The 24,066-nt window shown below is 62.6% G+C and carries 26 protein-coding genes; 7 read left to right on the plus strand and 19 right to left on the minus strand.

Features of this window, described 5'->3' with window-relative positions:
* Window positions 1-1,062, minus strand: a complete 1,062-nt coding sequence (gene pheS / locus J3A64_RS10275; protein ID WP_011774334.1) for a phenylalanine--tRNA ligase subunit alpha — start codon at window positions 1,060-1,062, stop codon at window positions 1-3.
* A 158-nt stretch (window positions 1,063-1,220) separates the two neighbouring features.
* Here pheS and J3A64_RS10280 point away from each other — a divergent pair, with 158 nt between their 5' ends.
* Together J3A64_RS10280 and J3A64_RS10285 are read left to right on the plus strand one after the other, a co-directional pair.
* Window positions 1,221-1,673, plus strand: a complete 453-nt coding sequence (locus J3A64_RS10280) for a hypothetical protein (RefSeq protein WP_210064243.1) — start codon at window positions 1,221-1,223, stop codon at window positions 1,671-1,673.
* Complete coding sequence (locus J3A64_RS10285; protein ID WP_210064244.1) at window positions 1,670-2,299, plus strand: SIMPL domain-containing protein; 630 nt, start codon at window positions 1,670-1,672, stop codon at window positions 2,297-2,299. Before J3A64_RS10280 ends, J3A64_RS10285 begins: the two co-directional genes overlap by 4 nt.
* On the opposite strand, the gene pcp is transcribed toward J3A64_RS10285, so the two are convergent.
* A complete protein-coding gene (gene pcp, locus J3A64_RS10290) occupies window positions 2,296-2,937 on the minus strand; it encodes a pyroglutamyl-peptidase I (RefSeq protein WP_014921311.1) in 642 nt (213 codons plus the stop codon). The two genes, J3A64_RS10285 and pcp, sit on opposite strands and share 4 nt — an antisense overlap.
* A gap of 91 nt (window positions 2,938-3,028) precedes the next feature.
* On the opposite strand from pcp, the gene J3A64_RS10295 reads away from it, so the two are divergent.
* The gene (locus J3A64_RS10295) at window positions 3,029-4,123 is read left to right on the plus strand and encodes an Rv2578c family radical SAM protein (RefSeq protein ID WP_210064245.1); all 1,095 of its coding nucleotides are present in this window, start codon (window positions 3,029-3,031) and stop codon (window positions 4,121-4,123) included.
* 10 nt (window positions 4,124-4,133) lie between these two features.
* Here J3A64_RS10295 and J3A64_RS10300 read toward each other — a convergent pair whose 3' ends face one another.
* Complete coding sequence (locus J3A64_RS10300) at window positions 4,134-4,568, minus strand: (deoxy)nucleoside triphosphate pyrophosphohydrolase (protein WP_210064246.1); 435 nt, start codon at window positions 4,566-4,568, stop codon at window positions 4,134-4,136.
* A 133-nt stretch (window positions 4,569-4,701) separates the two neighbouring features.
* On the opposite strand from J3A64_RS10300, the gene J3A64_RS10305 reads away from it, so the two are divergent.
* Window positions 4,702-5,910 carry an MFS transporter gene (locus tag J3A64_RS10305; protein ID WP_043470009.1) on the plus strand — a complete coding sequence of 403 codons (1,209 nt, stop codon included), beginning with the start codon at window positions 4,702-4,704 and terminating at the stop codon, window positions 5,908-5,910.
* A gap of 99 nt (window positions 5,911-6,009) precedes the next feature.
* Here the strand turns inward: J3A64_RS10305 and J3A64_RS10310 are convergent, their stop codons facing one another.
* The 5 genes from J3A64_RS10310 to infC form a co-directional block, all read right to left on the minus strand.
* Window positions 6,010-6,936 carry a cation diffusion facilitator family transporter gene (locus J3A64_RS10310; RefSeq protein WP_210064247.1) on the minus strand — a complete coding sequence of 309 codons (927 nt, stop codon included), beginning with the start codon at window positions 6,934-6,936 and terminating at the stop codon, window positions 6,010-6,012.
* 100 nt (window positions 6,937-7,036) lie between these two features.
* A complete protein-coding gene (locus J3A64_RS10315) occupies window positions 7,037-7,948 on the minus strand; it encodes an RNA methyltransferase (RefSeq protein WP_014921306.1) in 912 nt (303 codons plus the stop codon).
* A 26-nt stretch (window positions 7,949-7,974) separates the two neighbouring features.
* Window positions 7,975-8,643, minus strand: coding sequence for a 50S ribosomal protein L20 (gene rplT, locus J3A64_RS10320; protein WP_011774325.1), 669 nt, complete (start codon window positions 8,641-8,643; stop codon window positions 7,975-7,977).
* Between the two features lie 119 nt (window positions 8,644-8,762).
* A complete protein-coding gene (rpmI, locus tag J3A64_RS10325) occupies window positions 8,763-8,957 on the minus strand; it encodes a 50S ribosomal protein L35 (protein WP_011774324.1) in 195 nt (64 codons plus the stop codon).
* A gap of 117 nt (window positions 8,958-9,074) precedes the next feature.
* Window positions 9,075-10,091, minus strand: a complete 1,017-nt coding sequence (infC, locus tag J3A64_RS10330; RefSeq protein ID WP_374100541.1) for a translation initiation factor IF-3 — start codon at window positions 10,089-10,091, stop codon at window positions 9,075-9,077.
* A 394-nt stretch (window positions 10,092-10,485) separates the two neighbouring features.
* Between infC and J3A64_RS10335 the strand changes: the two genes are divergently transcribed.
* A complete protein-coding gene (locus J3A64_RS10335) occupies window positions 10,486-10,884 on the plus strand; it encodes a DUF1844 domain-containing protein (RefSeq protein ID WP_043471107.1) in 399 nt (132 codons plus the stop codon).
* Between the two features lie 85 nt (window positions 10,885-10,969).
* Here J3A64_RS10335 and J3A64_RS10340 read toward each other — a convergent pair whose 3' ends face one another.
* From J3A64_RS10340 to J3A64_RS10375, 8 genes are all read right to left on the minus strand, one after another.
* A complete protein-coding gene (locus J3A64_RS10340; protein ID WP_011774321.1) occupies window positions 10,970-12,274 on the minus strand; it encodes an MFS transporter in 1,305 nt (434 codons plus the stop codon).
* Between the two features lie 51 nt (window positions 12,275-12,325).
* A complete protein-coding gene (locus tag J3A64_RS10345; protein WP_011774320.1) occupies window positions 12,326-13,237 on the minus strand; it encodes an SseB family protein in 912 nt (303 codons plus the stop codon).
* Window positions 13,237-13,980, minus strand: coding sequence for a bifunctional 1-(5-phosphoribosyl)-5-((5-phosphoribosylamino)methylideneamino)imidazole-4-carboxamide isomerase/phosphoribosylanthranilate isomerase PriA (priA, locus tag J3A64_RS10350; RefSeq protein ID WP_011774319.1), 744 nt, complete (start codon window positions 13,978-13,980; stop codon window positions 13,237-13,239). Before priA ends, J3A64_RS10345 begins: the two co-directional genes overlap by 1 nt.
* Window positions 13,981-14,029: 49 nt before the next feature.
* Window positions 14,030-14,188: a hypothetical protein gene (locus J3A64_RS10355; protein ID WP_210064248.1), complete on the minus strand. Its 159-nt coding sequence runs from the start codon at window positions 14,186-14,188 to the stop codon at window positions 14,030-14,032.
* Window positions 14,189-14,932: an imidazole glycerol phosphate synthase subunit HisH gene (gene hisH / locus J3A64_RS10360; RefSeq protein ID WP_011774317.1), complete on the minus strand. Its 744-nt coding sequence runs from the start codon at window positions 14,930-14,932 to the stop codon at window positions 14,189-14,191.
* Window positions 14,929-15,555, minus strand: coding sequence for an imidazoleglycerol-phosphate dehydratase HisB (gene hisB / locus J3A64_RS10365; protein WP_011774316.1), 627 nt, complete (start codon window positions 15,553-15,555; stop codon window positions 14,929-14,931). The genes hisH and hisB overlap by 4 nt, the downstream gene beginning before the upstream one ends.
* Window positions 15,556-15,601: 46 nt before the next feature.
* The gene (locus tag J3A64_RS10370; RefSeq protein WP_011774315.1) at window positions 15,602-16,720 is read right to left on the minus strand and encodes a histidinol-phosphate transaminase; all 1,119 of its coding nucleotides are present in this window, start codon (window positions 16,718-16,720) and stop codon (window positions 15,602-15,604) included.
* 78 nt (window positions 16,721-16,798) lie between these two features.
* Complete coding sequence (locus tag J3A64_RS10375) at window positions 16,799-17,158, minus strand: LysM peptidoglycan-binding domain-containing protein (RefSeq protein WP_210064249.1); 360 nt, start codon at window positions 17,156-17,158, stop codon at window positions 16,799-16,801.
* A 349-nt stretch (window positions 17,159-17,507) separates the two neighbouring features.
* On the opposite strand from J3A64_RS10375, the gene lexA reads away from it, so the two are divergent.
* Complete coding sequence (lexA, locus tag J3A64_RS10380) at window positions 17,508-18,251, plus strand: transcriptional repressor LexA (RefSeq protein WP_011774313.1); 744 nt, start codon at window positions 17,508-17,510, stop codon at window positions 18,249-18,251.
* 78 nt (window positions 18,252-18,329) lie between these two features.
* Here the strand turns inward: lexA and J3A64_RS10385 are convergent, their stop codons facing one another.
* Together J3A64_RS10385 and hflX are read right to left on the minus strand one after the other, a co-directional pair.
* Window positions 18,330-20,390, minus strand: a complete 2,061-nt coding sequence (locus J3A64_RS10385) for an ATP-dependent DNA helicase (RefSeq protein WP_210064250.1) — start codon at window positions 20,388-20,390, stop codon at window positions 18,330-18,332.
* Window positions 20,383-21,945 carry a GTPase HflX gene (gene hflX / locus J3A64_RS10390; protein ID WP_043470004.1) on the minus strand — a complete coding sequence of 521 codons (1,563 nt, stop codon included), beginning with the start codon at window positions 21,943-21,945 and terminating at the stop codon, window positions 20,383-20,385. The genes J3A64_RS10385 and hflX overlap by 8 nt, the downstream gene beginning before the upstream one ends.
* A gap of 540 nt (window positions 21,946-22,485) precedes the next feature.
* Here hflX and J3A64_RS10395 point away from each other — a divergent pair.
* A complete protein-coding gene (locus J3A64_RS10395; RefSeq protein WP_014921295.1) occupies window positions 22,486-23,100 on the plus strand; it encodes a class I SAM-dependent methyltransferase in 615 nt (204 codons plus the stop codon).
* Here the strand turns inward: J3A64_RS10395 and dapF are convergent.
* Window positions 23,081-24,049, minus strand: coding sequence for a diaminopimelate epimerase (gene dapF / locus J3A64_RS10400; protein ID WP_014921294.1), 969 nt, complete (start codon window positions 24,047-24,049; stop codon window positions 23,081-23,083). The two genes, J3A64_RS10395 and dapF, sit on opposite strands and share 20 nt — an antisense overlap.
* Window positions 24,050-24,066 lie beyond the last annotated feature (17 nt).

Consider the following 24,066-nt stretch of genomic DNA (forward strand, 5'->3'; position numbering starts at 1 on the left):
TTAGATCTCCATCCCGAAGTGCTCGCTGAAACGTACATCGCCTTCGATCATGTCGCGCATATCGCCGACCTCGTTGCGGAACATGAGCGTGCGCTCGATGCCCATACCGAAAGCAAAACCTGAATAGATGTCCGGATCGATGCCGGCTGCCCGGAGGACGTTGGGGTTGACCATGCCGCAGCCACCCCACTCGATCCAGCGGGGACCGCCCTTGGCGCCCGGGTGCCAGATGTCCAGCTCAGCGGAAGGCTCAGTGAACGGGAAGTAGTTGGGGCGCAGGCGGATGGACGCTTCGTCGCCGAACATCTGGCGGGCGAAGTGCTCCAGCGTGCCGCGAAGGTCTGCCATGCTGAGGTTCTTGTCGATCGCAAGACCCTCGAACTGGTGGAAGACAGGCGTGTGCGTGGCATCGAGTTCATCCGTGCGGAACACCTTGCCGGGGCACAGCACATAGATGGGAACTTCACGCTCCAGCATGGAACGGACCTGCACAGGGGACGTGTGCGTACGCATCAGCAGGTGCGCCTCAGGGGGCTCGACGAAGAACGTATCCTGCATTTCGCGGGCCGGGTGGTCCGGCTTGAAGTTGAGGGCATCGAAGTTGAACCACTCGGACTCCACCTCGGGGCCTTCGGCGATTTCCCAACCCATGCCAACAAAGATGTCCGAAACACGGTCCTGCAGCGTGGACAGCGGGTGGCGCGCACCGGCACGGCGACGACGCGGAGCGGCCGTGACATCAACGGTTTCTTCCACCAGGATGCGGGCGTCATTCTCAGCCTCGAGCACTTGGGTCCTGGCAGCGAGCGCTTGGTTGACCCGGCCGCGGGAGGAGCCCATGAGCTTGCCGGCGGCAGCCTTGTGCTCCTTGGCGAGGCCACCGATTTCACGGTTGGCCAGGCTCAGGGGCGACTTCTCACCGGTGTGGGCGAGGCGGACAGCCTTGAGTTCATCAAGGGAGGAAGCAGCCGCAATAGCGGCAATGGCGTCCTCGACGGCGGCGGTGATGGCGGCTTCATCCAGCGGATTCGGGATGGCAGCGCCTGGCAAAGTGTCAGTCATCTACTGTTCTTAGCTACGAGTCGGGAGCGGCCGGCAAGGCAGGCCTGCAAAACGAAAGGGCAGTGCTCACCGCGGAGGGCAGGCACTACCCTTCAGTCTAGTTGAACCTCGCAGGCGCGCTTTAACCGCGGAGTTTGGGACGGGTCTAGCATGGCTTCATGACTCCGGCGCAACGCTTACGGCAGATCGCAAACGTCGTGAACCTGTCCACACCGCTGGGACTTGCAGTGGCTGCGGCGTCCCGAAGCACTCTCTCGCGCGGTCCGCGCGGCCTCCTGATAGCTGCCGGGTATCAGTGGAAACTCCCCCACGCGGGCGCATTCACACTGGGGAACGTCATTCTGTACCGCGCGCCGCCGGGCGTGGCCGGAGCCGACACAGTGCTCCTGGGCCATGAAGAGCGGCACAGCACCCAATACGCGTACTGCCTGGGACTTCCTTTCCTGGCCCTTTACGGCGTCGCCGCCGCTTGGTCCATGCTGCGCAGCGGAAACCCGGGCTCAAGGAATTTCTTCGAGCGCCAGGCGGGCCTCGCGGCCGGCGGCTACGTGGACGCACCCAACCGCCCGCAGGAGAGACCTGCCAGCAATCGAATCGAGGCTCAAGAATGAAGCGAACCATCACTGTCACCGGGACCGCGAGCGCAAAGGCTGTTCCAGACCTGGTCACCTTGACGCTCGGCATCGAGACCCGCCGGGACTCGGCGGCGAAAGCGTATGACGACGCCGGGAAGGCGGCTAACGCTGTCGCGGCCGCTGTGCGGGGGTCCGGTATTTCCGACGTCGACCTTCGAACCAGCGGATTGAACCTTCGTGCCGATCTGGTGTGGGTGGAAGGTCAAGGGCAGAAGGTGACCGCGTACGTGGCATCCACGAACCTGCAGGTGGGAATCCGCTCCCAGGCGGACGCACCAGGTGCTATCGCCGCCGCGGTGGCGGCCGGCGGCGACGACATACGGATCAACGGAATCGAGCAAGGCTTTGCGGATCATTCCTCGGTCACAGCCCAGGCACAAGAGGCCGCATGGCAGGATGCCGTGGCAAGAGCCGAACAGTACGCTTCGCTGGCTTCGGCCGGGCTTGGGCAGGTGGTGTCCATTTCCCAAGAACCCCTGCACGGCGCACCTATTCCTTTGGGTGGAATGGTCAGGGCCTCCTTCACTGCCGAGGCCATGCCCGTGGAAGCCGGCGAGTCCTCAGTCACGGCGAGCGTCAAGGTTGAGTGGGAGCTTGTTTAGCGGATAGCCCCTGCTGAAATTTTCACATCGGTCTGTGTGCGCAGGGCTGTCCGGACAATGACGGCAATTCCCTCCGCCATCACATCCAAGGGCATGGACGGCACTGGGCTGTCTGCCTGCAGCTGTTCCGGCAAGTAGGGAACGTGGACGAACCCGCCACGGATGCCGGGCCTGGACACGAGCGAATGCATCAGGGCGTAGAAAACGTGGTTGCACACGTAGGTTCCCGCGGACTGCGAGATCTCTCCCCTGATTCCCGCAATCTGGAGGTCTCTGAGCGCCGCCTTTATGGGCAGGCTTGAGAAGTATGCTGCGGGCCCGCCCGGGATAACCTCCTCATCGACGGGGCGCTGGCCTTTATTGTCCGGGATCCGGGCGTCATCGCAATTGATGGCGACGCGTTCCAAGGAGACCCGTTCACGGCCTCCCGCCAAGCCAAGACAAATAACCAGGTCCGGGTTGAGACGGGCTATTGCCTCGGTGAGGACATGTACGGACTCACCGAAGACGCATGGGAGCTCCACCGCTTCAACGGCGATGCCCTCTGAGGCGAGCAACTCCCCCGCACGCCGCGCCGCCAGCCAGGAAGGATTCACGGTGTCCTCAGCAAACGGTTCGAAGCCAGTCAGCAGAATCATGGGGCAACCTTAGCAATGCCCCTGCCCCCGTGATCCGGACCTTGGTGTCGAGGCCTTGACATTCATTCGAACATACATTCGAATAGAGTCCATGAGATGGGACGCACAAGCACTTTCACCTACGCGTGGACCGGCGTCAGAAACCAGTGACACCCAGGCTCCGGGCCCTGCCCCGGCACTGGATGCCTTGCTGCCACTGGCCGGGCTTGTGCGTTCCATCTCAACACCCGAATTCTCGGGAGTCACCTTCCATGAGGTCACCGCAAAGTCAGTGCTCAACAAGGTGCCTTCCGGTTCCAACATGCCGTTTGAGTGGACCGTGAATCCCTACCGCGGCTGCAGCCATGCTTGCGTCTACTGCTTCGCCCGCAAGAGCCACACGTATCTGGAATTCGACGCCGGACGGGACTTCGATTCCCAAGTGGTGGTCAAGATCAACGCCGCGGAGGTTCTGCGCAAGGAACTGGCCAAGCCCTCCTGGGCACGTCCTCAAGTTGCCCTTGGCACCAACACCGACCCCTACCAACGCGCCGAAGGTCGCTATGCGCTCATGCCGGGAATCATCCGGGCCCTCGCGGACTCCGGCACTCCGTTTTCCATCCTGACCAAGGGCACCCTGCTGGCACGGGACATTCCTCTGCTCAAGCACGCCGCTACGCAGGTTCCCGTGGACCTCGGTATCTCCCTGGCTATGACCAACGAAGATCTGGCTGCACTGATCGAGCCCGGTACGCCTTCTCCCAGGGCGCGGTTGAAGCTCATCGCCCGTCTTCGGGACGCTGGCCTGGGTTGCGGCGTCATGGCGATGCCTATCCTGCCCTGGCTTACAGACTCGGATGAGGCCCTTGACACCTTGTTCGCGGAGCTGACGAAAGCGGGGGCCACAGGAGTCACAGCCGGCGCCCTGTACCTCAAGCCGGGAACGCGGGAGTGGTATATGAAGTGGCTGGCCGTCCAGCACCCGGAGCTGGTGGGCAAGTACAGGCGGCTTTACGGCCAAGGCTCCTACGCCTCCAAGGAGTACCGTGCATGGCTGACCGGCCGGATCAGCTACTTCAAGGCGAAGTACGGCTTCACCGGGACGTCGGGCTTCAGCCATCGGAATGCACGGCCTTCCACCGGAACGGGAGCCGGCCCGGCCGTGGACGTGTCCGCTCCCCTCCCGGGACAACAGCCGCTTTTCTAGGAGTCCGTTCTCAAGCTGGAGCGGCTACCCGATCCAGCAGGGCCTGGACAATCGGAAGGTCTGCCGGAATCCACGGAAGGCTGCGAGCTTCGTCATGCTCAACCAGCGACACCCAGCGCAGTTCATCGTGATCTTCCAGGGGCCGCGGCTCGCCCGCCGTCAGTTCGGCGAACCACACGCGCATGGACGCACGTTCATTGAGTGTCCACCCGGCGACATTGCCTGAGTCAAGCTCGGGCCCCAGTTGCACTTCAATTCCCAGTTCTTCCGCGAGTTCGCGATGCAGGGCAGCCTCCGCAGCCTCACCGGTTTCCACCTTGCCGCCCGGAAATTCCCACATACCCGCAAATTGGGGTGGTGCTGTGCGGCGCGCAACTAGTAGGCGGGTGGGGGCTTCCAGGGAGTCGACGACGGCGGCGCCCACGACGTTAATCAGTGCAGTCACCGCAACAGTCTATGGGGGCCCGATGAATGGGGCTCGTCACATAGCGACGCCAAGTGGTGGGTGCGGGACTAAACTTGTTATCGGATTTTCTCCGCATTCCTCAGCCCACAAGGCACCCTCAAGAAGCAGGCTTATGACTACCACTGTGTCCCCACCCGCTACCGCCAAAGCTGCAAGGAAACACCTTGGTCTGGCAATCCTGGCCTTGGCCATGGGCGGATTCGCCATCGGTACCACCGAGTTCGCCATGATGGGCCTGTTGAAGGAAATCGAGGAAGGGCTGGGCATCAGCACCCCCGAGGCCGGCAACCTCATTTCTGCTTACGCCTTGGGTGTGGTCATCGGCGCTCCCGTCTTCGCCGCATTCGGGGCAAAGCTCCCCAGAAAGCATCTTGCCCTGGGGCTCATGCTGTTCCTGTCCCTGGCGAACCTGACTTCCTTCATCGCGCCCGATTACGGCTTCATGCTGCTCTCGCGCTTTGCTTCGGGCCTTCCCCATGGAGCCTTCTTCGGAGTGGCAGCCGTCATCGCTGCCGGCCTCGTCGCCCCTACCAAGAGGGGGTGGGCAATCTCCATGGTGATGGCAGGACTCACGGTCTCCAACGTCATCGGCGTCCCCTTGGCCACGTGGGTGGGTCAGACCTTCGGATGGCGACTGCTCTTCGTCATCGTCGGCGCCATCGGGCTGTTGACCGTTGCCATGGTGTGGAAGTTCGTTCCCTTCGAAGCAGCGCACCCGGAGGCGAGCATCCGGCGCGAGCTGGGGGCACTCAAGCGTCTTCAGGTTTGGCTTGCGCTGTTGATCGGCGTCATTGGATTTGGCGGCTTCTTTGCCGTGTACACGTACATCGCGCACACCATGACGTCCGTGGCTGGAATACCCGAAAACCTGATCCCCGCCGTCGTGGCCCTCTACGGACTAGGCATGGTAGTGGGCAACATCTTTGGTGGGCGCCTTGCTGACAAGTCCGTGATGGGCACCATCTACTGGGTCATGCCGGGAATCGCCGTGGCGCTGGTGGTCTACGCCGTAGCTGCGCACTGGGCTTGGGCCGCATTCATCATGGCGTTCGTAGTGGGCGGCATCGGTTCCATGCTGACCCCTGCCCTGCAGACCCGACTCCTGGACGCTGCACCGGGCGCCGCATCGCTGGCATCCTCCCTGAACCACTCAGCCCTCAACATCGCCAACGCGCTCGGCGCCTTCCTCGGCGGAACCGTTATCGCCTGGGGCTGGGGCTATGTAGCTCCTGCATTGGTAGGTTCGGTCCTGGCTATCTTGGGTCTCGGAGTGGCCGTACTGAGCGGCCTGCTGGAACGCAAGAGGCCGCTGGCCACCTGATCCTCATGAGGACCGGCGGCACTGGCCGGTTAGCTTGAGTTAACGCAGATGGGCTCCGCGCAAGCGGAGCCCATCTGCGTTAAGCGCGTGGCCGAAATCCTAAAGCTGCGATGCCTGGACGCGCTCGATGTCGGGTTCGAGGTAGATGACCCGCGCGATCGGAACGGCCGCACGGATACGCTGCTCGGCGTCGTCGATACCTTTGGCGATCTCTTCACCCGTTTCGGAAGCACCCATGGAGATCTTCGCGGCTACAAGCAGTTCCTCCGGGCCCAAATGCAGGGTCTTGAGGTGGATGATGCGGGTGCCGTCGGCTTCCAGGGCCTCCGTGATGCGCTGGACATCCTCCTTGGTGGCGGACTCCCCCAACAGCAGGGACTTGGTTTCCAGGGCCAGGACCACGGCTATGGCCACCAGCAGGAGGCCGATCATTGCCGTGCCGAGTGCATCCCAGACACCGTCACCCGTAACCAACGTCATGCTCACACCGAAGAGCGCGAAGATCAGGCCAAGCAGCGCGCCGAAATCTTCCAAGAGAATAACCGGCAGTTCCGGCTGCTTGGCGTTCCGGACGAACTTCACCCACGACTGCTTGCCGCGGATGTGGTTCGACTCGATGATCGCAGTGCGGAACGAGAACGACTCGGCAATGATGGCACCCACCAGGACGGCAAACGGGACCCACCAGAAAGCCCCCTCAATACCGTGCGGGTGCTGGAACTTCTCCCACGCCTCGTACAGGGCAAACAGGCCACCAACACTGAACAGCACGATCGAGACGATAAACGCGTAAATATACCGTTCGCGGCCGTAGCCGAACGGGTGCTCAGGGCTGGCGGCTTTCTTGGCACGCTTTCCGCCCACGAGCAGGAGGATCTGATTGCCTGAGTCAGCTACAGAGTGAATGGCTTCTGCGAGCATGGACGATGACGCCGTCAGGAAGAACGCAACGAACTTCAATACGGCGATGGTCAGGTTCGCGGCAAGCGCCGCCACAATCGCTTTGGTACCGCCACCTGCAGCCACGAAAGCTTCACCTCTTCGGGTTAGGGAAAGAATGGAATTGACCAAGAAGAGTCGTCATCGTCTGATCCTGCATCCAATACCGTACCCGGCGATGCGCTGTTTACACATTCCCCACTCGGGCGCTTTGCTGGGAACGCGCACTGGCGTAAAGGCACACCGTGGCAGCCGTGCCCAGGTTAAGGCTCTCAGCTGCCCCATAAACCGGTACTGCCACCCGGTGATCAGCCAGTGCAAGCTCCGCATCCGACAAACCCTGTGCCTCGTTACCGAACAACCATGCCGTAGGAGACTCAAGGGCATAGTCCGAGGCTACGGAACCATTCCCGAGCCTCCGCGCCGCATTCTCATCTTGCAGCTTGTCCAGGTTGACGGTTCCATAGCCATCGGCCGCCAGAATGCCGATCCCTCGCCGGCGGCACTGTGCCACCAGTTCCTCGACGTCGGCTCCCAGAACCACCGGCAGGTGGAAGAGGGAGCCGGCAGTGGAGCGGACAGCCTTGGGGTTGTAAATATCCACGCTGGAGCCTGTCAGCACCACGGCATCTGCCCCAGCCGCATCAGCGGCGCGCAGGACCGTACCGGCGTTGCCTGGGTCGCGCACCTGGCACATCACGGCGATCAGGCGGGGACCGGCGTCGAGCACTGAATCCAGGCTGACATCCACAAAACTGCACACTGCCACAATCCCCTGTGGATTGACGGTGTCCGCCATGGCGGCAAGGACTTCGTCGCTTGCCAGCCGGAGCAGCGTCCCCAGCGCGAGGTCGGCAAGCTCAGGGAGGCGTTCAAGGCAGGCTTCGCTGGCGAAAACTTCATGCACGACGGCGGGACCTCCGGCCGCGGTGCGCTCACGGTGCAGTGTCAACGCCTCACGCACCGCCTGCGGACCTTCTGCCAGAAAGCGTCCGCGTTTTAAACGCGCCGGGCGCCCGGCAAGCTTGGCGACGTCCCTCACCCGATCAGCTCGGGGGTTGGTCATCGGAAAGTCTTGCGGGCGCCCGGTTTCGTTCATATAAAGAACTTTAGTGGCAGTTGCGACTAGTTCTTGATCTGCTGGCGGGCTTCGCCACCTGCAGGCTCAAAGCCGGCAGCCTTTGCAGCCTCAACGGTGGAGAACCAGTACTCAGCAGCAGTGGTGTTGTACCAGGTGGAACCCGGAACGTGGTACTTCTTGGACTCGGCGTTGCCCTTGATGGCGTAGCCTTCCGGAGCCTCGTCGCCGTCAGCAGCAACTGCGCCGTCGATGGCCGGCTTCTCGGAAACGACAGCCTTGACAGCCGTTGCGGTGGCAGCAGCCGGAGCAACCTTGGCAGCCTTGGGGGCAGCGGCAGCTGCAGGAGCCGAGGTGTCAGCCGGAAGTGCAGCCTTGGCGATGTTCACCAGAGCGGCGAAAGCGTTGGCGTCGGAAACGGCCAGCTCGGCCAGCATGCGGCGGTCAACCTCAACCTCAGCGGCCTTGAGGCCCTGGATCAGACGGTTGTAGGTGAGGCCATTGGCGCGGGATGCAGCGTTGATGCGCTGGATCCAGAGGCGACGGAAGTCACCCTTCTTCTTACGGCGGTCACCGTAGCTGTACACAAACGAGTGCAGCAGCTGCTCTTTGGCCTTGCGGTACAGGCGCGAACGCTGTCCGCGGTAACCCTTTGCGCGTTCGAGGACAACCCGGCGCTTCTTGTGGGCGTTTACCGCCCGCTTCACACGTGCCACGTGCGTACTCCTTCAGAAATCTTTATCCCAAGCTGCTACTGCCGGAAACCCGGCCGGCCTGAGAAGGCTTTTGGTGTAGTCGGTCCCTGCCGGATGGCAGTAACCAAAGAACTTGGAACTTAGACGCCGAGCATCTTCTTGATGACCTTGGCATCGCCCTTGAAGACGAGCTTGTCGCCTGCGAGACGACGGGTCAGCCTGGAGGACTTGTGCTCCAGGTAGTGACGGCGGTTGGCCTGCTGGCGCTTCAGCTTGCCGGTACCGGTCAGCTTGAAGCGCTTCTTAGCACCGCTGTGGGTCTTCATCTTCGGCATGGGAACCGATCTCCTTACGTATCCACGGACGAGTCCGCGATTCTTTCGCGCAGCCGGCCTACGAGGGCCGGCGTGCTGGTTGCTTGCCGATGGAGGCGGGGCCTCCGCGGCGTTGAACTAGTTGGTCTTGCGTGATGCGGGCTTCGGCGCAGCCTTGGGCGCCGCGGGCCGGGCTGCCGGCTTGGGAGCTGCCGGCTTGGCGACGGGCTTCGGAGCCGAAGGAACTGCAGGCTTCGGGGCAGCTGCGGGAACAGCCGGCTTCGGAGCTGCTTCTACTGGAGCAGCCTTGGCGGCCGGAGCCTTTGCGGCCGGCGTTGCCTTGACCGGTGCAGCCTCGGCCACGGGTGCTTCTTCAACCACCGGCGCAGGGGCTTCCTCAACAACCGGAGCTTCCTCCACGATCGGAGCTTCTTCAGCAGCCGGCGCGGTTTCCTCAACAACCGGAGCTTCCTCAGCAACCGGCGCCTGGGCCTCGGGAGCTTCAACAGTTTCCTGCTTGGTCTCCTCTTCGGTGACCCTGAAGCCCTCGGGAAGAAGGTCAGCGAGGCTCTGAGTCAGCGGAGCCTGCTCGCCCGTGGTGTCAACGCGTCCCGACGCCTTGGCCTCATTTTGCGCCTTGGCCTCAGCACGCTGCGTTGCGCGACGGGCTTCAGCCTTCGCTTCAGCCTTGTTCTTCAGCGGGCCGATCACCATGACCATGTTGCGGCCATCGATGCGCGGGCTGGACTCGATGATGCCAACCTCGGCAACGTCTTCAGCGAAACGCTGCAGCAGGCGGATGCCCATCTCGGGACGCTGCTGCTCACGGCCGCGGAACTGGATCATGGCCTTGACTTTGTCGCCGGCACCCAGGAACCGAAGTGCGTGTCCGCGCTTGGTTTCGTAGTCGTGCTTGTCGATCTTCAGGCGGAAGCGAATTTCCTTCAGAACCGTGTTGGTCTGGTTCTTGCGGGCCTCGCGGGCCTTTACGGCGGCTTCGTACTTGTACTTGCCGAAGTCCATCAACTTGCAAACAGGAGGCTTAGCCTGCGGGGCAACTTCAACGAGATCGAGATCGGACTCGGCAGCAAGACGCAGGGCGTCCTCGATGCGGACAATTCCTACCTGTTCGCCGGCAGGACCGACCAGCCGCACCTCGGGGACGCGGATACGCTCATTGATTCTTGGCTCGCTAATGTTAAAGCTCCTGTGGTTGTGATGATGTCACCGGCAAATAGAGAAGGCCCCCAATTGCTGGTGCAATCGAAGGCCTCGAAGATCGGCTGCACCTCCTCTAAGGAAGCACGCACCCCCGGAGGCCATGCCTCCAAAAGTGTCCGACCAGGTACCCGGCAACCTCTTGTCCCGAAAAGGGATCCTGTCCCCGAAGGGAACGGCTGACGCGGGTGGGAGAGAACTCCGCTTGCAAACTGAAAATCAATTCTACAGAAACAACCCGCCAAGCGCACATTGCGTGAGGCGGGAGCATGAACTGCAGATGTTGACTGTGAATAACGACTTCCAGTCGGTCTGTGACAAGCTTACCAGTATGAGCACTGAAGACAGCAATTCCCGCAACTCCTATGGCGAAGACGCCGCCCCCGCCGTTGATGCCGGGGTGTCCCAGCAGATCCGTGACATCGCTGAAGTTCCGGCCGTGGAAGTTATTACCACCGGCGCCGTCCACCTCATGAGTGCGGCCGCCGTCAAGGTTGGCCTGGCAGATGACCCCAATGCCGAGGACCTCAAGGACTTGGACGAGGCCCGCAAGCTGATCACAGCCCTCGCCGGCCTGGTGTCGGCAGCCGCCCCGGAGATCGGTTCACAGCACGCAGGCCCGTTGCGCGATGGCCTTCGCTCACTGCAGCTCGCCTTCCGCGAAGCGTCACTCATTCCCGACGCACCGGGCAAGGGCCCGGGCGAAAAGTTCACCGGACCGGTGAACTAGCCCCAACAACCGCAAGAAACAACGACGGCGGGTGGACCCACATGTGGTCGACCCGCCGTCGTTGTTTGCTTGGTTATACCGCGCCTCAGACGCGCGCGGACCGGCGGCGCAAAGACGTGAGGATGAGGCCCGTAGCGCAGAGAGCGACGCCGGCGATGCCGACGGCCGCAAAGCCGCCCGACGGCCCAACCGTGTCAATGAAGACCCCGGCGAGAGGAGCGCCCAACGCAACGCCAGCGGTCAGTGCGGAGCCGTACCAGCCCATCGCTTCACCCCTGCGTTCCTCGTCCACCAGGTCAGCCACCTTCTCCGACGATGCCGACAAAACCGGGGCGCACAACAGGCCGGGCAGCAGCGACAGGAACGCAAGGGTCCACGTGTCTTGGGCGAAGCCCATAGGTATGGTGAGGGCGGCCATTCCAAGCAGCAAGAGCATTGGCGAGATGGACCGCTTCATGGACCCGTAGATGAGTCCGCCAATTACCGACGCGGCGCACCAGAAGAAGAAGACAATTCCGATTTCATTCTCGTGCCCGCCACGTTCCAACAGCCCGACGATGCTGACGTCGGACCCGCTAAGCACCATGCCCGATCCCGCAGCAACCGCGAAGAGTGCCGCAACAGAGACCGTGAACCAGGTGAAGTTCCTGGCGACCCGGGTCCGAAGGGCTGCTGTACGCGAGGTTGCCGACGCCATCTCCGATGCCGCCTCCTGAACGTGGGCAGGCGCTGAAGCCACCATGGCAGCCTCCGCGGCAGCGAGGTCAGCTGCGGCCCGGTCTGCCGATTCTTGTGGGCTGCACACCACCTCGCTGCGTGTTGGCGGGTTGAACCACATGAGGAACAGTCCCGCCACAGAGACGGAGATTCCCACCGCGGTGAGACCAATTGCCGAGAAGCCGCTGGTGGCAACGATGGCACCGACTGCCGGGCCGATCATGAAGACCAGCTCGGTGGCGATGGAATCAAGGGCGAACGCCGAACGCCTCTGCTCACCATCCACCATGACGCCCAACGACTGGCGGACAACGCTGAAGATCGGCAGCGTGAAAAGGCCGCCGACGAACACCAGCGGCAGCAGCCACTCGTATGAAACGTGCGGAACGACCGACCAGATGACAGTTTCGGAGACAACCGAAGGGATCAGTGCCTTCCTGAGGCCCACCATGTCCACCCGGCGGCCACGCCACGGTGCACCCACCGCGATGCCGATGGTCATGACGGCTGCTGCCGCACCGGCAGCAGCGTATCCCTGGCCCAGTGTGAGCACGATGTGCAGCGTCAGCAGCACTCCGGCAGCCGAGTGCGGAATGCGGGCAATCATGCCCACTATCAGTAGACGCCGGACAGGACGGATGGACAGCATCTCTTTGTAGAGAGCGAAGTTCACTGGCTAAATCCTCTTGTTCCCCAGGGCAGCCCCGGGGAACCGGTACTGCCGTTAATGCCGCGTGGGCTCCTGTGCTGCACGCTGCAGTTTTACTTCCATGGAATCAACGCTTTCGGCAAAGGAATCCATCTGCGCCCACGCCTCGTTCAGTTGGGCAACGAGAGTTTGCACCGCTACGGCGTCGAGTCCATCCTCAAGGAAAAGAACAACGCGTAGTTCCGGCCCCGCACCGCCTCCTGAGACCTGACGACCATCGGCCGTCAGCGAGGAAACACCGCCGCCGGGTTGCGTCTCGAGTCGACGGACCGTCCGGAAGGCCGTGACCGTGGAACCGAGAGCAGCCTCCAGTTGATCATCAAGGTATGACGGCGTCCAGTCCTTCTGCTGGGCAAGGGCCCACATGGCCGGGCGCCGCACAACAAAGGCAAAGTCGGAACCGGGATCCAACACCAACAGTTGTGCGCCTTCAGATACTGCCGAAAGTGCTGCGCGCGCGGCGTAAACGGCAACCGGCCGCGCCTCCGAATGCCATGCCTCGAGGGCGGCTGCGGAAGTAAATACCGGCATGGCCGTGCGGCCATCAGGAGCCTTAAGTGTGACCAACGCCATATCCGCTTGCTTGTCAGCGTGCAGGCCGTCAACGCCTTCGGCTTCTTCAGCCAGCTGAGCAACCACCGGAACGAAAACCCGTGCCGTCGCCAGGGAGGCCACAACGTCTGCCTCACTGCCGGTTCCGTTGATCAGTGCCGCCACGGCGGCTACGTACCCGGGGTCCGCTGAGCCGTCGTCGTCCTCGAAATTGTGGATCTTGGCGTCGTCACCGCTGAGGCTCCTGCCGGCCCAGGGCTGGCCTGCAGAGTCGGTAGCTCCCCCGGCGCCGGCCAACGCGGCCGCAATGTGGCCGGGAAGCTCACGCCGTCCGTGGCCGTGATCCCCATGCCCGTGTCCTTCGTCGTGGGGCATCAGCGTCGGCCGGCAACGTCCAGGGCTTCGGGCAACGTGAAGGCACCCGCATAGAGCGCCTTGCCTACGATCGCGCCCTCAACGCCCAGAGGTACCAGTTCGCGCAGGACTCGGAGGTCTTCCAAGCTGGAGATTCCGCCCGACGCGACAACAGGCTTGCCGGTCTTCTCCACCATCTGGCGCAGAAGTTCCACGTTGGGGCCCTGCAGTGTTCCGTCCTTGGTGACGTCGGTGACTACATAACGCGCACAACCTGCATCCTCGAGGCGGGCCAGAACCTCCCAGAGGTCGCCGCCCTCCTTGGTCCAACCGCGCCCGGCAAGAGTTGTACCGCGGACATCAAGGCCGACCGCGATTTTGTCACCGAAGCGGTCGATTGCTTTCCGGGTCCATTCCGGGTTCTCCAACGCTGCCGTACCGAGGTTTACGCGCGCGACGCCCAGTTCCAGTGCACGTTCCAGGGACTCGTCGTCCCGCAAACCGCCGGAAAGCTCCACCTTGACATTGAGCTGCGACACGACATCGCTGATCAGCGCGGCGTTGTTTCCGCGCCCGAAAGCGGCGTCAAGGTCCACCATGTGCACCCATTCGGCACCGTCGTTCTGCCAGTTCAAAGCTGCTTCAAGGGGTGTGCCGTAGCTGGTTTCCGAACCGGCTTCTCCCTGAAGGAGGCGGACTGCCTGACCGTCAACAATATCGACGGCGGGAAGGAGTTCCAGAACGGACTGGGCGGAGGTGGTCATGTGTGTCCTTGGAGTTTGAAAGGTGACGCGGGCTTGTTGAGCGCCTGGTTCAGTTACCCAGCGTCAGGAGATAAGCGGCCAGCAGGGACATCCCGGCCAGCACATAGAAAGAAATGGAAACCCATTGCGGCTTTTTCTGCTGGTGGAAGGAGATACCCCCACCCACCAGCAAGCCCGCGAGGCCCATGAGTATTACCGACCACCACATTTAGGCGGCACCGCTTCCGGATGCTTCCTGAGCGGGCTTGCGGAGGCTGTCCACCCAATTGCGCAGGAGCCGCGCTCCGGCGTCGCCTGACTTCTCCGGGTGGAATTGCGTGGCGCAGAGAGGGCCGTTCTCCACCGCAGCAATGAAGCGTGCACCGTGCTCTGACCACGTGACCATGGGAGGAGCCATTCGGGGCTGCACGACGTCGAAATTCCACTCCTGAACACCGTAGGAGTGCACAAAGTAGAAACGTTCCTCTTCCACGCCGGCGAAGAGCTTTGAGCCCTCCGGCACGTCTACCGTGTTCCAGCCCATGTGAGGGACCACGGGGGCGGGCAGGAGCTCAACCTTGCCGGGCCACTCGGCCATGCCTTCGGATTCGGTGCCATGCTCAACACCGGCTTCGAAAAGGACCTGCAAGCCGACGCAGATGGCCAGCACCGGGCGGCCACCGGCAACCCGGCGCCCGATCATGCGGATGCCGTCAACGGACTTAAGTTCCTTCATCACCGTCTCGAAGGCACCAACCCCGGGAACCACCAGACCATCAGCGTTGAGCACGTCCTCAGGCTTGGAGCTCAACACCACATGGGCGCCCGCGCGTTCAAGCGCACGGACAGCGGACCGAACGTTGCCCGATCCATAGTCCAATACGGTGACGGTGGGCTTGCCTTCCGGCGACTCCGGCTTCACGGACGCAATGGCATCCGCCACTGCCCCATCCTTCAAAACCTGGCCGCTCATAGTGCGCCCTTGGTGGACGGAATGCCCTCCACTCGGGGATCGGACTCCACGGCCGCACGCAGCGCGCGCGCAAAGGCCTTGAACTGGGCCTCTACAATGTGGTGCGGGTCCCGTCCGGCAAGGACGTTCATGTGCAGGCAGATGCCGGCGTGCAGCGTGATGGCCTCAAAAACGTGACGGGTCAGCGATCCCGTGAAGTGCCCGCCGATCAGGTGATACTCCTGTCCGGCCGGCTCACCGCCGTGGACCAGGTAGGGACGTCCGGAAACATCAACGACGGCGTGAGCCAAGGCTTCGTCCAAGGGAACCGTTGCTTCACCAAAGCGACGAATACCGGCTTTGTTGCCCAAGGCCTGGCGAAGGACCTCCCCGAAGGTGATGGCGACATCTTCCACCGTGTGGTGCGCATCAATGTGGGTATCGCCGGTTGCCTTGACGGTCATGTCAATCAGGGAATGCTTGCACAGTGCCGTCAGCATGTGGTCATAGAACGGTACCGAGGTACTGATGTCGGAGACACCGGAACCGTCCAGGTTGATCTCCACCAGGACGGAAGACTCGCTGGTGGTGCGCTCCATGCGCGCAGTGCGGGCAGCGGTCGGCGTGGCGCCGGTTTCGCTCATTGGGACGTCCTTATACACGGAGGGTGGGTTGGGTCTATGGACAAGTTTAGGCGCGGTGTGGCGCTGTGCCGTCCAGCAATGCTTCCAAAGCCTCCAGGAAAGCTGTGGTTTCCGGCTCGGTTCCGGCAGTGACGCGCAAGTGTCCGGGGATGCCGACATCGCGAATCAGCACGCCGGCATCCAGCAGGCCCTGCCAGATGGTGTGCGGATCCTCCAGTCCTCCAAAGAAGACGTAGTTGGAGTCTGATGCCGCAGGCTTGAGGCCCATGCGCAGCAACTCAGTAACGATGCGGTCGCGCTGAACCTTGATGTCCTCAACATCGGCCATAAGGGCTTCGCGGTGATTGAGAGCTGCGAGGGCCGTTGCCTGCGTGACGGCAGAGAGGTGGTACGGGAGGCGGACCAGCCTGATGGCGTCCGTGACTTCCGGGGCAGCCGCCATGTATCCGAGCCTGGCGCCCGCCAAGGCGAATGCCTTGCTCATGGTGCGCGAGACGATCAGACGCTCGCGTCCGGGCAACAGGGTCAAGGCGCTCGGGGTATTGTCGTGCGCGAACTCGTGGTAAGCCTCATCCACGATCACAATGGCCTGGCTCGCTTCGCCGGCCTCATAGACGGCCTCGACGACGTCAAGGCTCAGGCCTGTACCCGTGGGGTTATTGGGTGAACACAGGAACACAATGTTGGCTCCCGTTTCCCGAACCTGGGCAGCGGCTGATTGGGCATCCAGCCCGTAGTCGTCGGCACGCACTCCGCGGACATACTCGGTGTCTGTGCCACTGGCAAGCAGGGGGTACATGGAGTACGTGGGAGGGAAGCCCAAGGCCTTGCGGCCGGGTCCGCCAAATGCCTGAAGGATCTGCTGCAGGACTTCATTGGATCCGTTGGCGGCCCAAATGTTGTCCGGAGAAAGTCCGTGGCCAAGGTACTCGGCCAAGGCTTCACGAAGTTCGGTGAACTCGCGGTCCGGATAGCGGTTCAGTCCTGTGGCCGCAGCGGCTACGGCCTCGGTGATGGCGGCTTGGACATCTGCGGGGACGCCATGAGTGTTCTCGTTGACATTGAGCAGAATGGGGACATCAAGCTGCGGTGCGCCGTAGGGGCTCAGTCCACGCAGGTTGGTCCGGAGGGGAAGTCGGTCAAGTCGCTCAAGCTGGTCACTCACCAACTTAGTTTAAGGGGCCGCCGGTACTGCCGACTAACTGTGACGCCCGACCACGGGTTCCTGCGGATGGGAACTGGCTCAGTTCGCCGGAACGAACAGCTGCTGGCCTGGCAGGATGCGACCGCCGCGGAGGTCGTTCAGCTGGATGATCTCTGCGATGACATCCCGAGGGTCCCGCTCGGGAGCGGCAGCGCCGGCGATGCCCCACAGGGACTGCCCCGGCTGAACCGTGACGGTGACGGCAACGGGCGGACGCAGTTGGGACTGCGAGTCCGAGGCCTTGGCTGGAGAGTTGATGAAACCGGCCAGGCTCAGCAGTGCCGCCACCAGCAGCATTGCCGGAATGCCGAAGAAAACAATCCGTCCCCGCCGGGTGAGACGCAGGCGAGCAGGTGCCTGGGTGGTGCGGAAATCAGCGAACGTAGTGATTGCGGACATGAGCTGAGCCCTTCTGAGCTATTGCCAAGCTCCGGGGTGCCCGGTGCTTGGCGGCCAATTCTTGGTGTTCCCTTCCTCTGGCTCCGGATATTCGAACGCTATGTTCGAACATCCGGCTTCAGCATCAGGTTTATAGAACACATATTCGAACCTTGCTATGACATTTTTAGCACTTATCAACGAACGGTGTCGAGACTCGCTAGAACAAATGTTTGATAAACGCCTGTGCCTGCCCTACGTTTGAGTGAAGAAACAGCACTGTTTCAGTGGAACAGGAGGGTCTGACATTTTTTGCAGACCCGACAACCCCGGGCACGGTTCGGGGCCGAAAGGAAAGGCATTGGCGAACATGGCAGCGAAAGCCACAGGCGGCGGGGCACCCCTGCGGAGCCAGCAGCCTCAAAAGAGTCCCAAGAGCCTGACTGTCCGGCAGAAGAAGATCCTGGAGACCATCCAACGGTCGGTCAATGACAACGGTTACCCGCCCAGCATGCGTGAGATCGGCGACACCGTGGGTCTGGCCAGTTTGTCGAGCGTCACTCATCAGTTGTCCCAGTTGGAGAAGCTTGGTTATCTCCGCAGGGATCCCAAGCGTCCGCGCGCCATGGAAGTCCTGATGCCGCTGACCCTTGATGGTGGGGCCATTCCGGGAGTGGAAGCGCCCACCACCCTTCGCAGCGCGGGTGGCCTTGCCGTAACGGAACTCGCCAGCGCCAGCGATACCGCCATGGTTCCGCTGGTTGGCCGCATCGCTGCCGGTGGCCCAATCCTGGCTGACCAGACGGTGGAAGACGTACTTGCACTCCCCCGGCAACTTGTGGGGCACGGCGAATTGTTCATGCTGAAAGTGGCCGGCGACTCCATGATTGATGCCGCCATCTGTGACGGTGACTGGGTGGTGGTCCGCCGCCAGAACGACGCCATCAACGGCGACATCGTGGCCGCCCTGCTGGATGACGAAGCAACCGTGAAGACCTTCCGCCAGCGTGACGGCCATACGTGGCTGCTCCCCCAAAACACCCAGTACGAACCCATCCTCGGCGATCAGGCCACCATCATGGGCAAAGTAGTTTCGGTACTGCGCTCTCTCTAGACGCCGTTCCCCCTAGATGCAGCTCCATCTAGACGCCCCTTCCCGTGGACACCAGCAGGTGTCCACGGGAAGGTTGCGCTACGGGGCCTTAGCGGAGCCCAGACGCTCCAGAACGCCTCGGACCACTGATCGGTCCGTCGTTGCCCAGAAGGGCGGCAGGGCGGCACGCAGGAAGCCTCCGTAACGTTCCGTCGAAAGCCTCGAGTCGAGCACTGCCACTACCCCTTTGTCGCCCGTCGAGCGGATCAGGCGGCCAGCGCCCTGCGCCAGCCTGATGGCAGCGTGCGTTGCTGATACGGCCATGAAGCCATTCCCGCCTGATTGTGCCACTGCCCGGGAGCGGGCAGTCATGAGGGGATCATCGGGGCGCGGGAAGGGAATGCGGTCAATCACCACCAGACGGCATGAGCCGCCAGGAACGTCGACCCCCTGCCACAGTGACATTGTTCCAAAGAGGCAGGTGTCCGGCTCATCCGCGAATTGCTTCACGAGGGCCGCCATAGTTGATTCGCCCTGGCAGAGGATATCCACGTCCAGCCGGAGTCGCATGGCATCGGCTGCTTCCTCTGCCGCACGCCGTGAGGAGAACAGGCACAGAGCCCCGCCTCCGGAGGCCCGGATGAGGTCTTCCAATTCGTCCAGCGCCTCGGGCGAAGTTCCCCGACCGGGTTTGGGCAGGTGCTTAGCCACGTACAACACACCCTGCTTGGGGTAGTCAAAGGGCGATCCGACATCGATCCCTGTCCAACTCGGGGCACCGTCGCCAATCAGGCCGAGGCCGCCTGCTGCCGGCTCGAAGGCAGAGCCTATGGCCAGCGTGGCGGAAGTCAGCACCACGGTATGGCCGGCGAAGAGGCCCTCCCGAAGCCGTCCGGCCACACTGAGCGGGGCGATATTGATCAAAGCCGGGGCAGTCTCATCCGGTTGCGAATAGCCCTGCTGGGGGTCGAATGTGCTGTTCCGCGAGAACCAGACAACTTCCCGGTTCTCTTTGGCGGCCAGCATTCGCTCGCACAGTTCCAGGATGAGCATGAGCCGTGAGCGCGCGAGCTGGCGGCCGCCGTCCACTGCGGTTGACGAATCAGTCTTGGAATCCGAGAGCGCAGCGCGCGTGGCGTCCCGCAATTGGTCCAGGCAATCGAGCTGCTCGTCATTGAGGCCACTGGGCAACAGCCCGTTGGGTACGCCGGCGATGGCCATATCCAGCCGGTCCGCTGCAGCGTTGAGGGCGTCCACTGTTATGGCTGTGTGCTTGCGGGCACTGGATGCCGCAGCGTGGACCATCGCCACCGACAACTGCCCTGATACGGCACCGGTCACGCGGTCCTGAAGCTCATGCGCCTCATCAACCACCACGACGTCGTACTCAGGCAGCACAGCGAGGCCTTCGAAGGCGCTGACGGCAAGCATGGCATGGTTGGTGACCACGACGTCGGCCTCCCCCGCCCTGGAGCGCGCCAGCTCGCTGAAGCACTCCTCGGCCAGAGGGCACTTCTGCGCACCCAAGCACTCCATGGACGTGACGGACACCTGACGCCAGGCCCTGTCAGTGACGCCCGGCATCAGTTCGTCCCGGTCGCCCGTAGCGGTCTTCTCCGCCCATTCCCGGAGGCGGACTACTTCCTTGCCCAGCTGGGATTGCGGCCCGCCCATGGAGGCAGCAAAGTGAGGCACGCTGGTGTCCTCGCCCAAGGAGAACAGCTGCCCTTCGGAGGGCTCTTCGCTGGGGAATCCGCCTTCAAGTTTCTGCAGGCACACGTAATTGGCCCTGCCCTTGACCAATGCCACGTTGACCGGACGCTCAAGGGCAGGATTGATCGTCTCCAGCAGCCGGGGAAGATCACGGCCGACGATCTGAGTCTGGAGTGCCAAGGTGGCGGTGGACACGAGCGTCGGTTTGTCGCTGTCCATGGAATGAGCGATCAACGGAATCAGGTAAGCCAAGGACTTACCCGTTCCCGTTCCCGCTTGGACCAGCAAATGCTCTCCGGTCTCAATAGCCCGGGTCACATACTTGGCCATTTCGTGCTGACCCGTACGGCTTTGTCCGCCCATGCCGGCAACAGCCCGGTCCAACAACTCGAGGGTGGCTTTCTCCCCCGCCGACTCGACGCCGTCCGCCGCCACCTTCTCAACCATTACTGACGAATGACTCCAGTTCGGCAGCCAGACCTTCACGCACCATGACAACTACGCGGGTCCCGTTCTCCTCATGCTCAAGGCTGAGGATTTCCGAGTCGGAATTGTGCAGTTTGTTGATCATTTCCCCGCGGTCGTAGGGAATGAGCAGTTCAAGGCGCACGCCAGGCCGGGGAATGGATCGGCTGATGTCTTCCAGCAGTTCGGCAATACCCTGACCCGTGCGGGTGGACACCACAGCGTGGCGGGGTTCCTTCTGCTTAAGGCGCTCCACCACAAAGGGATCCGCGACATCAACCTTGTTGAGGACGATGATTTCCGGAACCTTGCGGGCATCCACTTCGGTGAAAACGGCCCTTACTGCGGCAATCTGGCCCTCAGGATCAGGGTGCGATGCATCCACCACATGGAGGATCAGGTCCGCATCTGCAACTTCTTCCAACGTGGACCGGAAAGCCTCAATCAGCTGGGTTGGCAGTGAACGAACGAATCCAACGGTATCTGCGAGGGTATAGCCGATGCCATCCGGGGTTTGCGCCTTGCGGACCGTGGGATCCAAGGTGGCGAACAGGGCGTTCTCCACCAGGACACCGGCGTCGGTGAGGCGGTTGAGCAGGGACGACTTGCCGGCGTTCGTGTACCCGGCGATGGCGACGGACGGAACAGCATTACGACGGCGGTTGGCGCGCTTGGTCTCGCGCGCTGGCTTCATCGCGGCGATTTCACGACGCAGCTTGGCCATGCGGGTGCGGATTCGCCGTCGATCAAGTTCGATCTTGGTTTCACCCGGACCACGCGAGCCCATGCCAGCGCCTGCTCCACCCACCTGGCCACCGGCCTGACGGGACATGGAGTCACCCCAACCACGAAGCCTCGGGAGCAGGTATTCGAGCTGCGCGAGCTCAACCTGCGCCTTGCCTTCCCGGCTCTTGGCGTGCTGGGCGAAGATGTCCAGGATCAATGTGGTCCGGTCAACGACCTTGACCTTCACAATGTCCTCAAGGCCGCGTCGCTGAGACGGCGCGAGCTCTGTATCCACCACCACGGTGTCTGCGCCGGTGGCGGCGACGATGTCCTTGAGTTCCTGGGCTTTACCGGAACCAAGGAAGGTCCCGGGGTCCGGCTTCTGCCGACGCTGAACCAAGCCATCCAGCACCTCGGATCCGGCGGTCTCAGCCAGTGCCGCGAGTTCGCGGAGGGAGTTCTCTGCATCAGCAAGAGTCCCCTCGGTCCACAGGCCGGCCAGGACAACTCGCTCCAGGCGCAGCTGCCGGTATTCGACCTCAGTGACGTCCTCAAGCTCGGTGGACAGTCCTGCGGTACGGCGAAGAGCGCGGCGTTCAGCCAAATCTTCCTGATCGCCGTCGAAGATGCTGTGTTCCTGGTCCAGCGTGGAAATCGCCTGCGCCTTGCCGAACACACCATTGGCGTCGTTGTCGTCGGATGCCTGCGCAGGTACATCCTTGGAAAGAATCCGGTCGATGACGGCCTGGATTTGTTCAGGACTCATGTCCTGGGCGTCGGAATCGGATCCGGAGTGCTTCTGGGTGGTCATGGTCTCCTTAGACTGTTCGGCAATTCCAGAATAGTGCTGTTTGCTGCTGGGTGGGGCGCTATTCGCGCTGGGCTGACGGGCATCGGCCAAAAGGGCCTCCTGTGTACTGGGCAGCCCGGGCCTTGTGGGGGCAGGGCTGTTGTGATGTGGCGTGGTTGATTCCGCGGGGAGGGTCCTTGGCCAAGGTGAGGATGCGCTGCCTGTCCCTGCGCTTCGGCCGCAAAACGTTAGCGGTCCACAGCGAATAGAAAGGCGGGACGGGATCTTCAGAGTGTCCGGCTCGGCATGGAACCAACGGACTGAGCCGTTGCGACCAAACTGGGCCATTGGGACCTGCCGGGCGGAAAGGCCGGGCCGGGCTGAAATGCCAAGCGGGGCCTGCGTCGCGGGCGGTGCCATACAACACCTGATGAATCAGGCGTTGTTCGGCTGATTACTCGAAGATCAAGAACATGCGTTCCACTTTAGCAGCCGTTGTCAACCCTGCCGTGGACGGAGGCGGTTTCCCAAGCCGACGATAGCCAACTAATCTGGCAAATTATGGAGTCTGCACACTATTTCACCGCCCAACCGGCAGGACCGTTCACGCGCAAGCCACTCACAGTTGAACTCGCTGGGGCCACGCGCCATCTGCAGACCTCATCGGGCATCTTCAGTCCCGACGGTGTAGACAAGGGCACGGCGGTGCTTTTCGCCGAGGTTCCACCGCCGTCACCGAAGGGTCACCTTCTGGACATCGGCTGTGGCTGGGGCCCGATTGCCCTGACCCTAGGCCTGATGGCGCCACATGCCCACGTTCATGCCGTGGACGTGAATGAGCGTTGCATCGCGCTGACCAACGAGAACGCGACGGCGCTCGGCCTCACCAACGTCACGGCGAGCCTCCCGCACGAGGTAGATCCCGCCGTCGAATTCGACACCATCTGGTCCAACCCGCCCATACGCATCGGCAAGGACGAACTACACTCTCTGCTGCTGACGTGGCTGCCCCGGCTGGCCCCGGGAGGCAACGCCTGGTTGGTTGTGCAGAAGAACCTGGGCTCGGACTCCCTCCAGCGATGGCTCGCCGCCGAACTGGACAGTTCTTACACGGTTTCCCGTGAAAGCACGTCCAAGACGTTCAGGATCATCCGGGTCAGGAAAGCGTCCCAGTAGCCACAATCACGGCCGGGCCGCTAAGTTCCACATGCTCGCGGCCGCCTGCCCCGGGGAAGAACTTCACACCCACGACGCCGCCCGGCACTTTGACGTGCCAGTCGTTCGGGGCTGTGTCCCCCGCCCAGTGACGGATCGCGACGGCGGCGGCACACGCGCCCGTGCCGCAGGACTGTGTCTCCCCCACGCCACGCTCGTGAACGCGCATGGTGATGGTTCCTACACCGTCCTCCACCAGCGGCTCGGCGGGGACCACAAACTCGACGTTGGTTCCATTGGCGGGCTTGGGATCCACCACGGGAGCCTTGAACAGTTGTGTGGCTGAAAGCTCGCTAAGTTCCGCAAGGGCAACTACCGTGTGGGGATTGCCCATGCTGACTGACAGGCCGGGCCTTGGCACTTCCAGGCCCTCGGCGCTGACCAGTGCATCCATGGCCTTGCTGGTGGCTTCCTCGGGGAAGATGAACTCCCACGGGCCCATATCCACGGCATAGCCGTTGACCGTGCGTACAACCTTTTTTACGCCGCCGCGTGTGCCGATAGTGAGGGTCTGACCGGGCCCCAGGTCCACCAAACCCTCCGCGATCAGAAAATGGACGAAGACGCGCACGCCATTGCCGCACATCTCGGAAAGCGAACCATCCCCATTGCGGTAGTCCATGAACCACTCTGCTTGGGGATCCTGCTCCAGGGCAACGCGGCCTTCCGGGAGAAAGCGGGACGGGACCGCCCGGATAAGGCCGTCACCCCCGATGCCCACATGGCGGTCGCACAATTGCGCCACCTGCTCAGCCGTGACCTCATGGGCGTCCCCGGGATCAGCGATAAGCACAAAGTCATTGCCCGTTCCGTGACCCTTGGAAAATGTCAGGCCTGCGAGGCTGGGAGGTGTCACTGACACGTCGGCAGTTGCGGCCTGCCGGGCGGGAACTGCGGCGGTTTCATCCATGGTTCTAGGCTACCTGC

It is taken from the genome of Pseudarthrobacter sp. PvP004 (assembly GCF_017876035.1).
GTDB classification, from domain to species: Bacteria; Actinomycetota; Actinomycetes; order Actinomycetales; family Micrococcaceae; genus Arthrobacter; species Arthrobacter aurescens_A.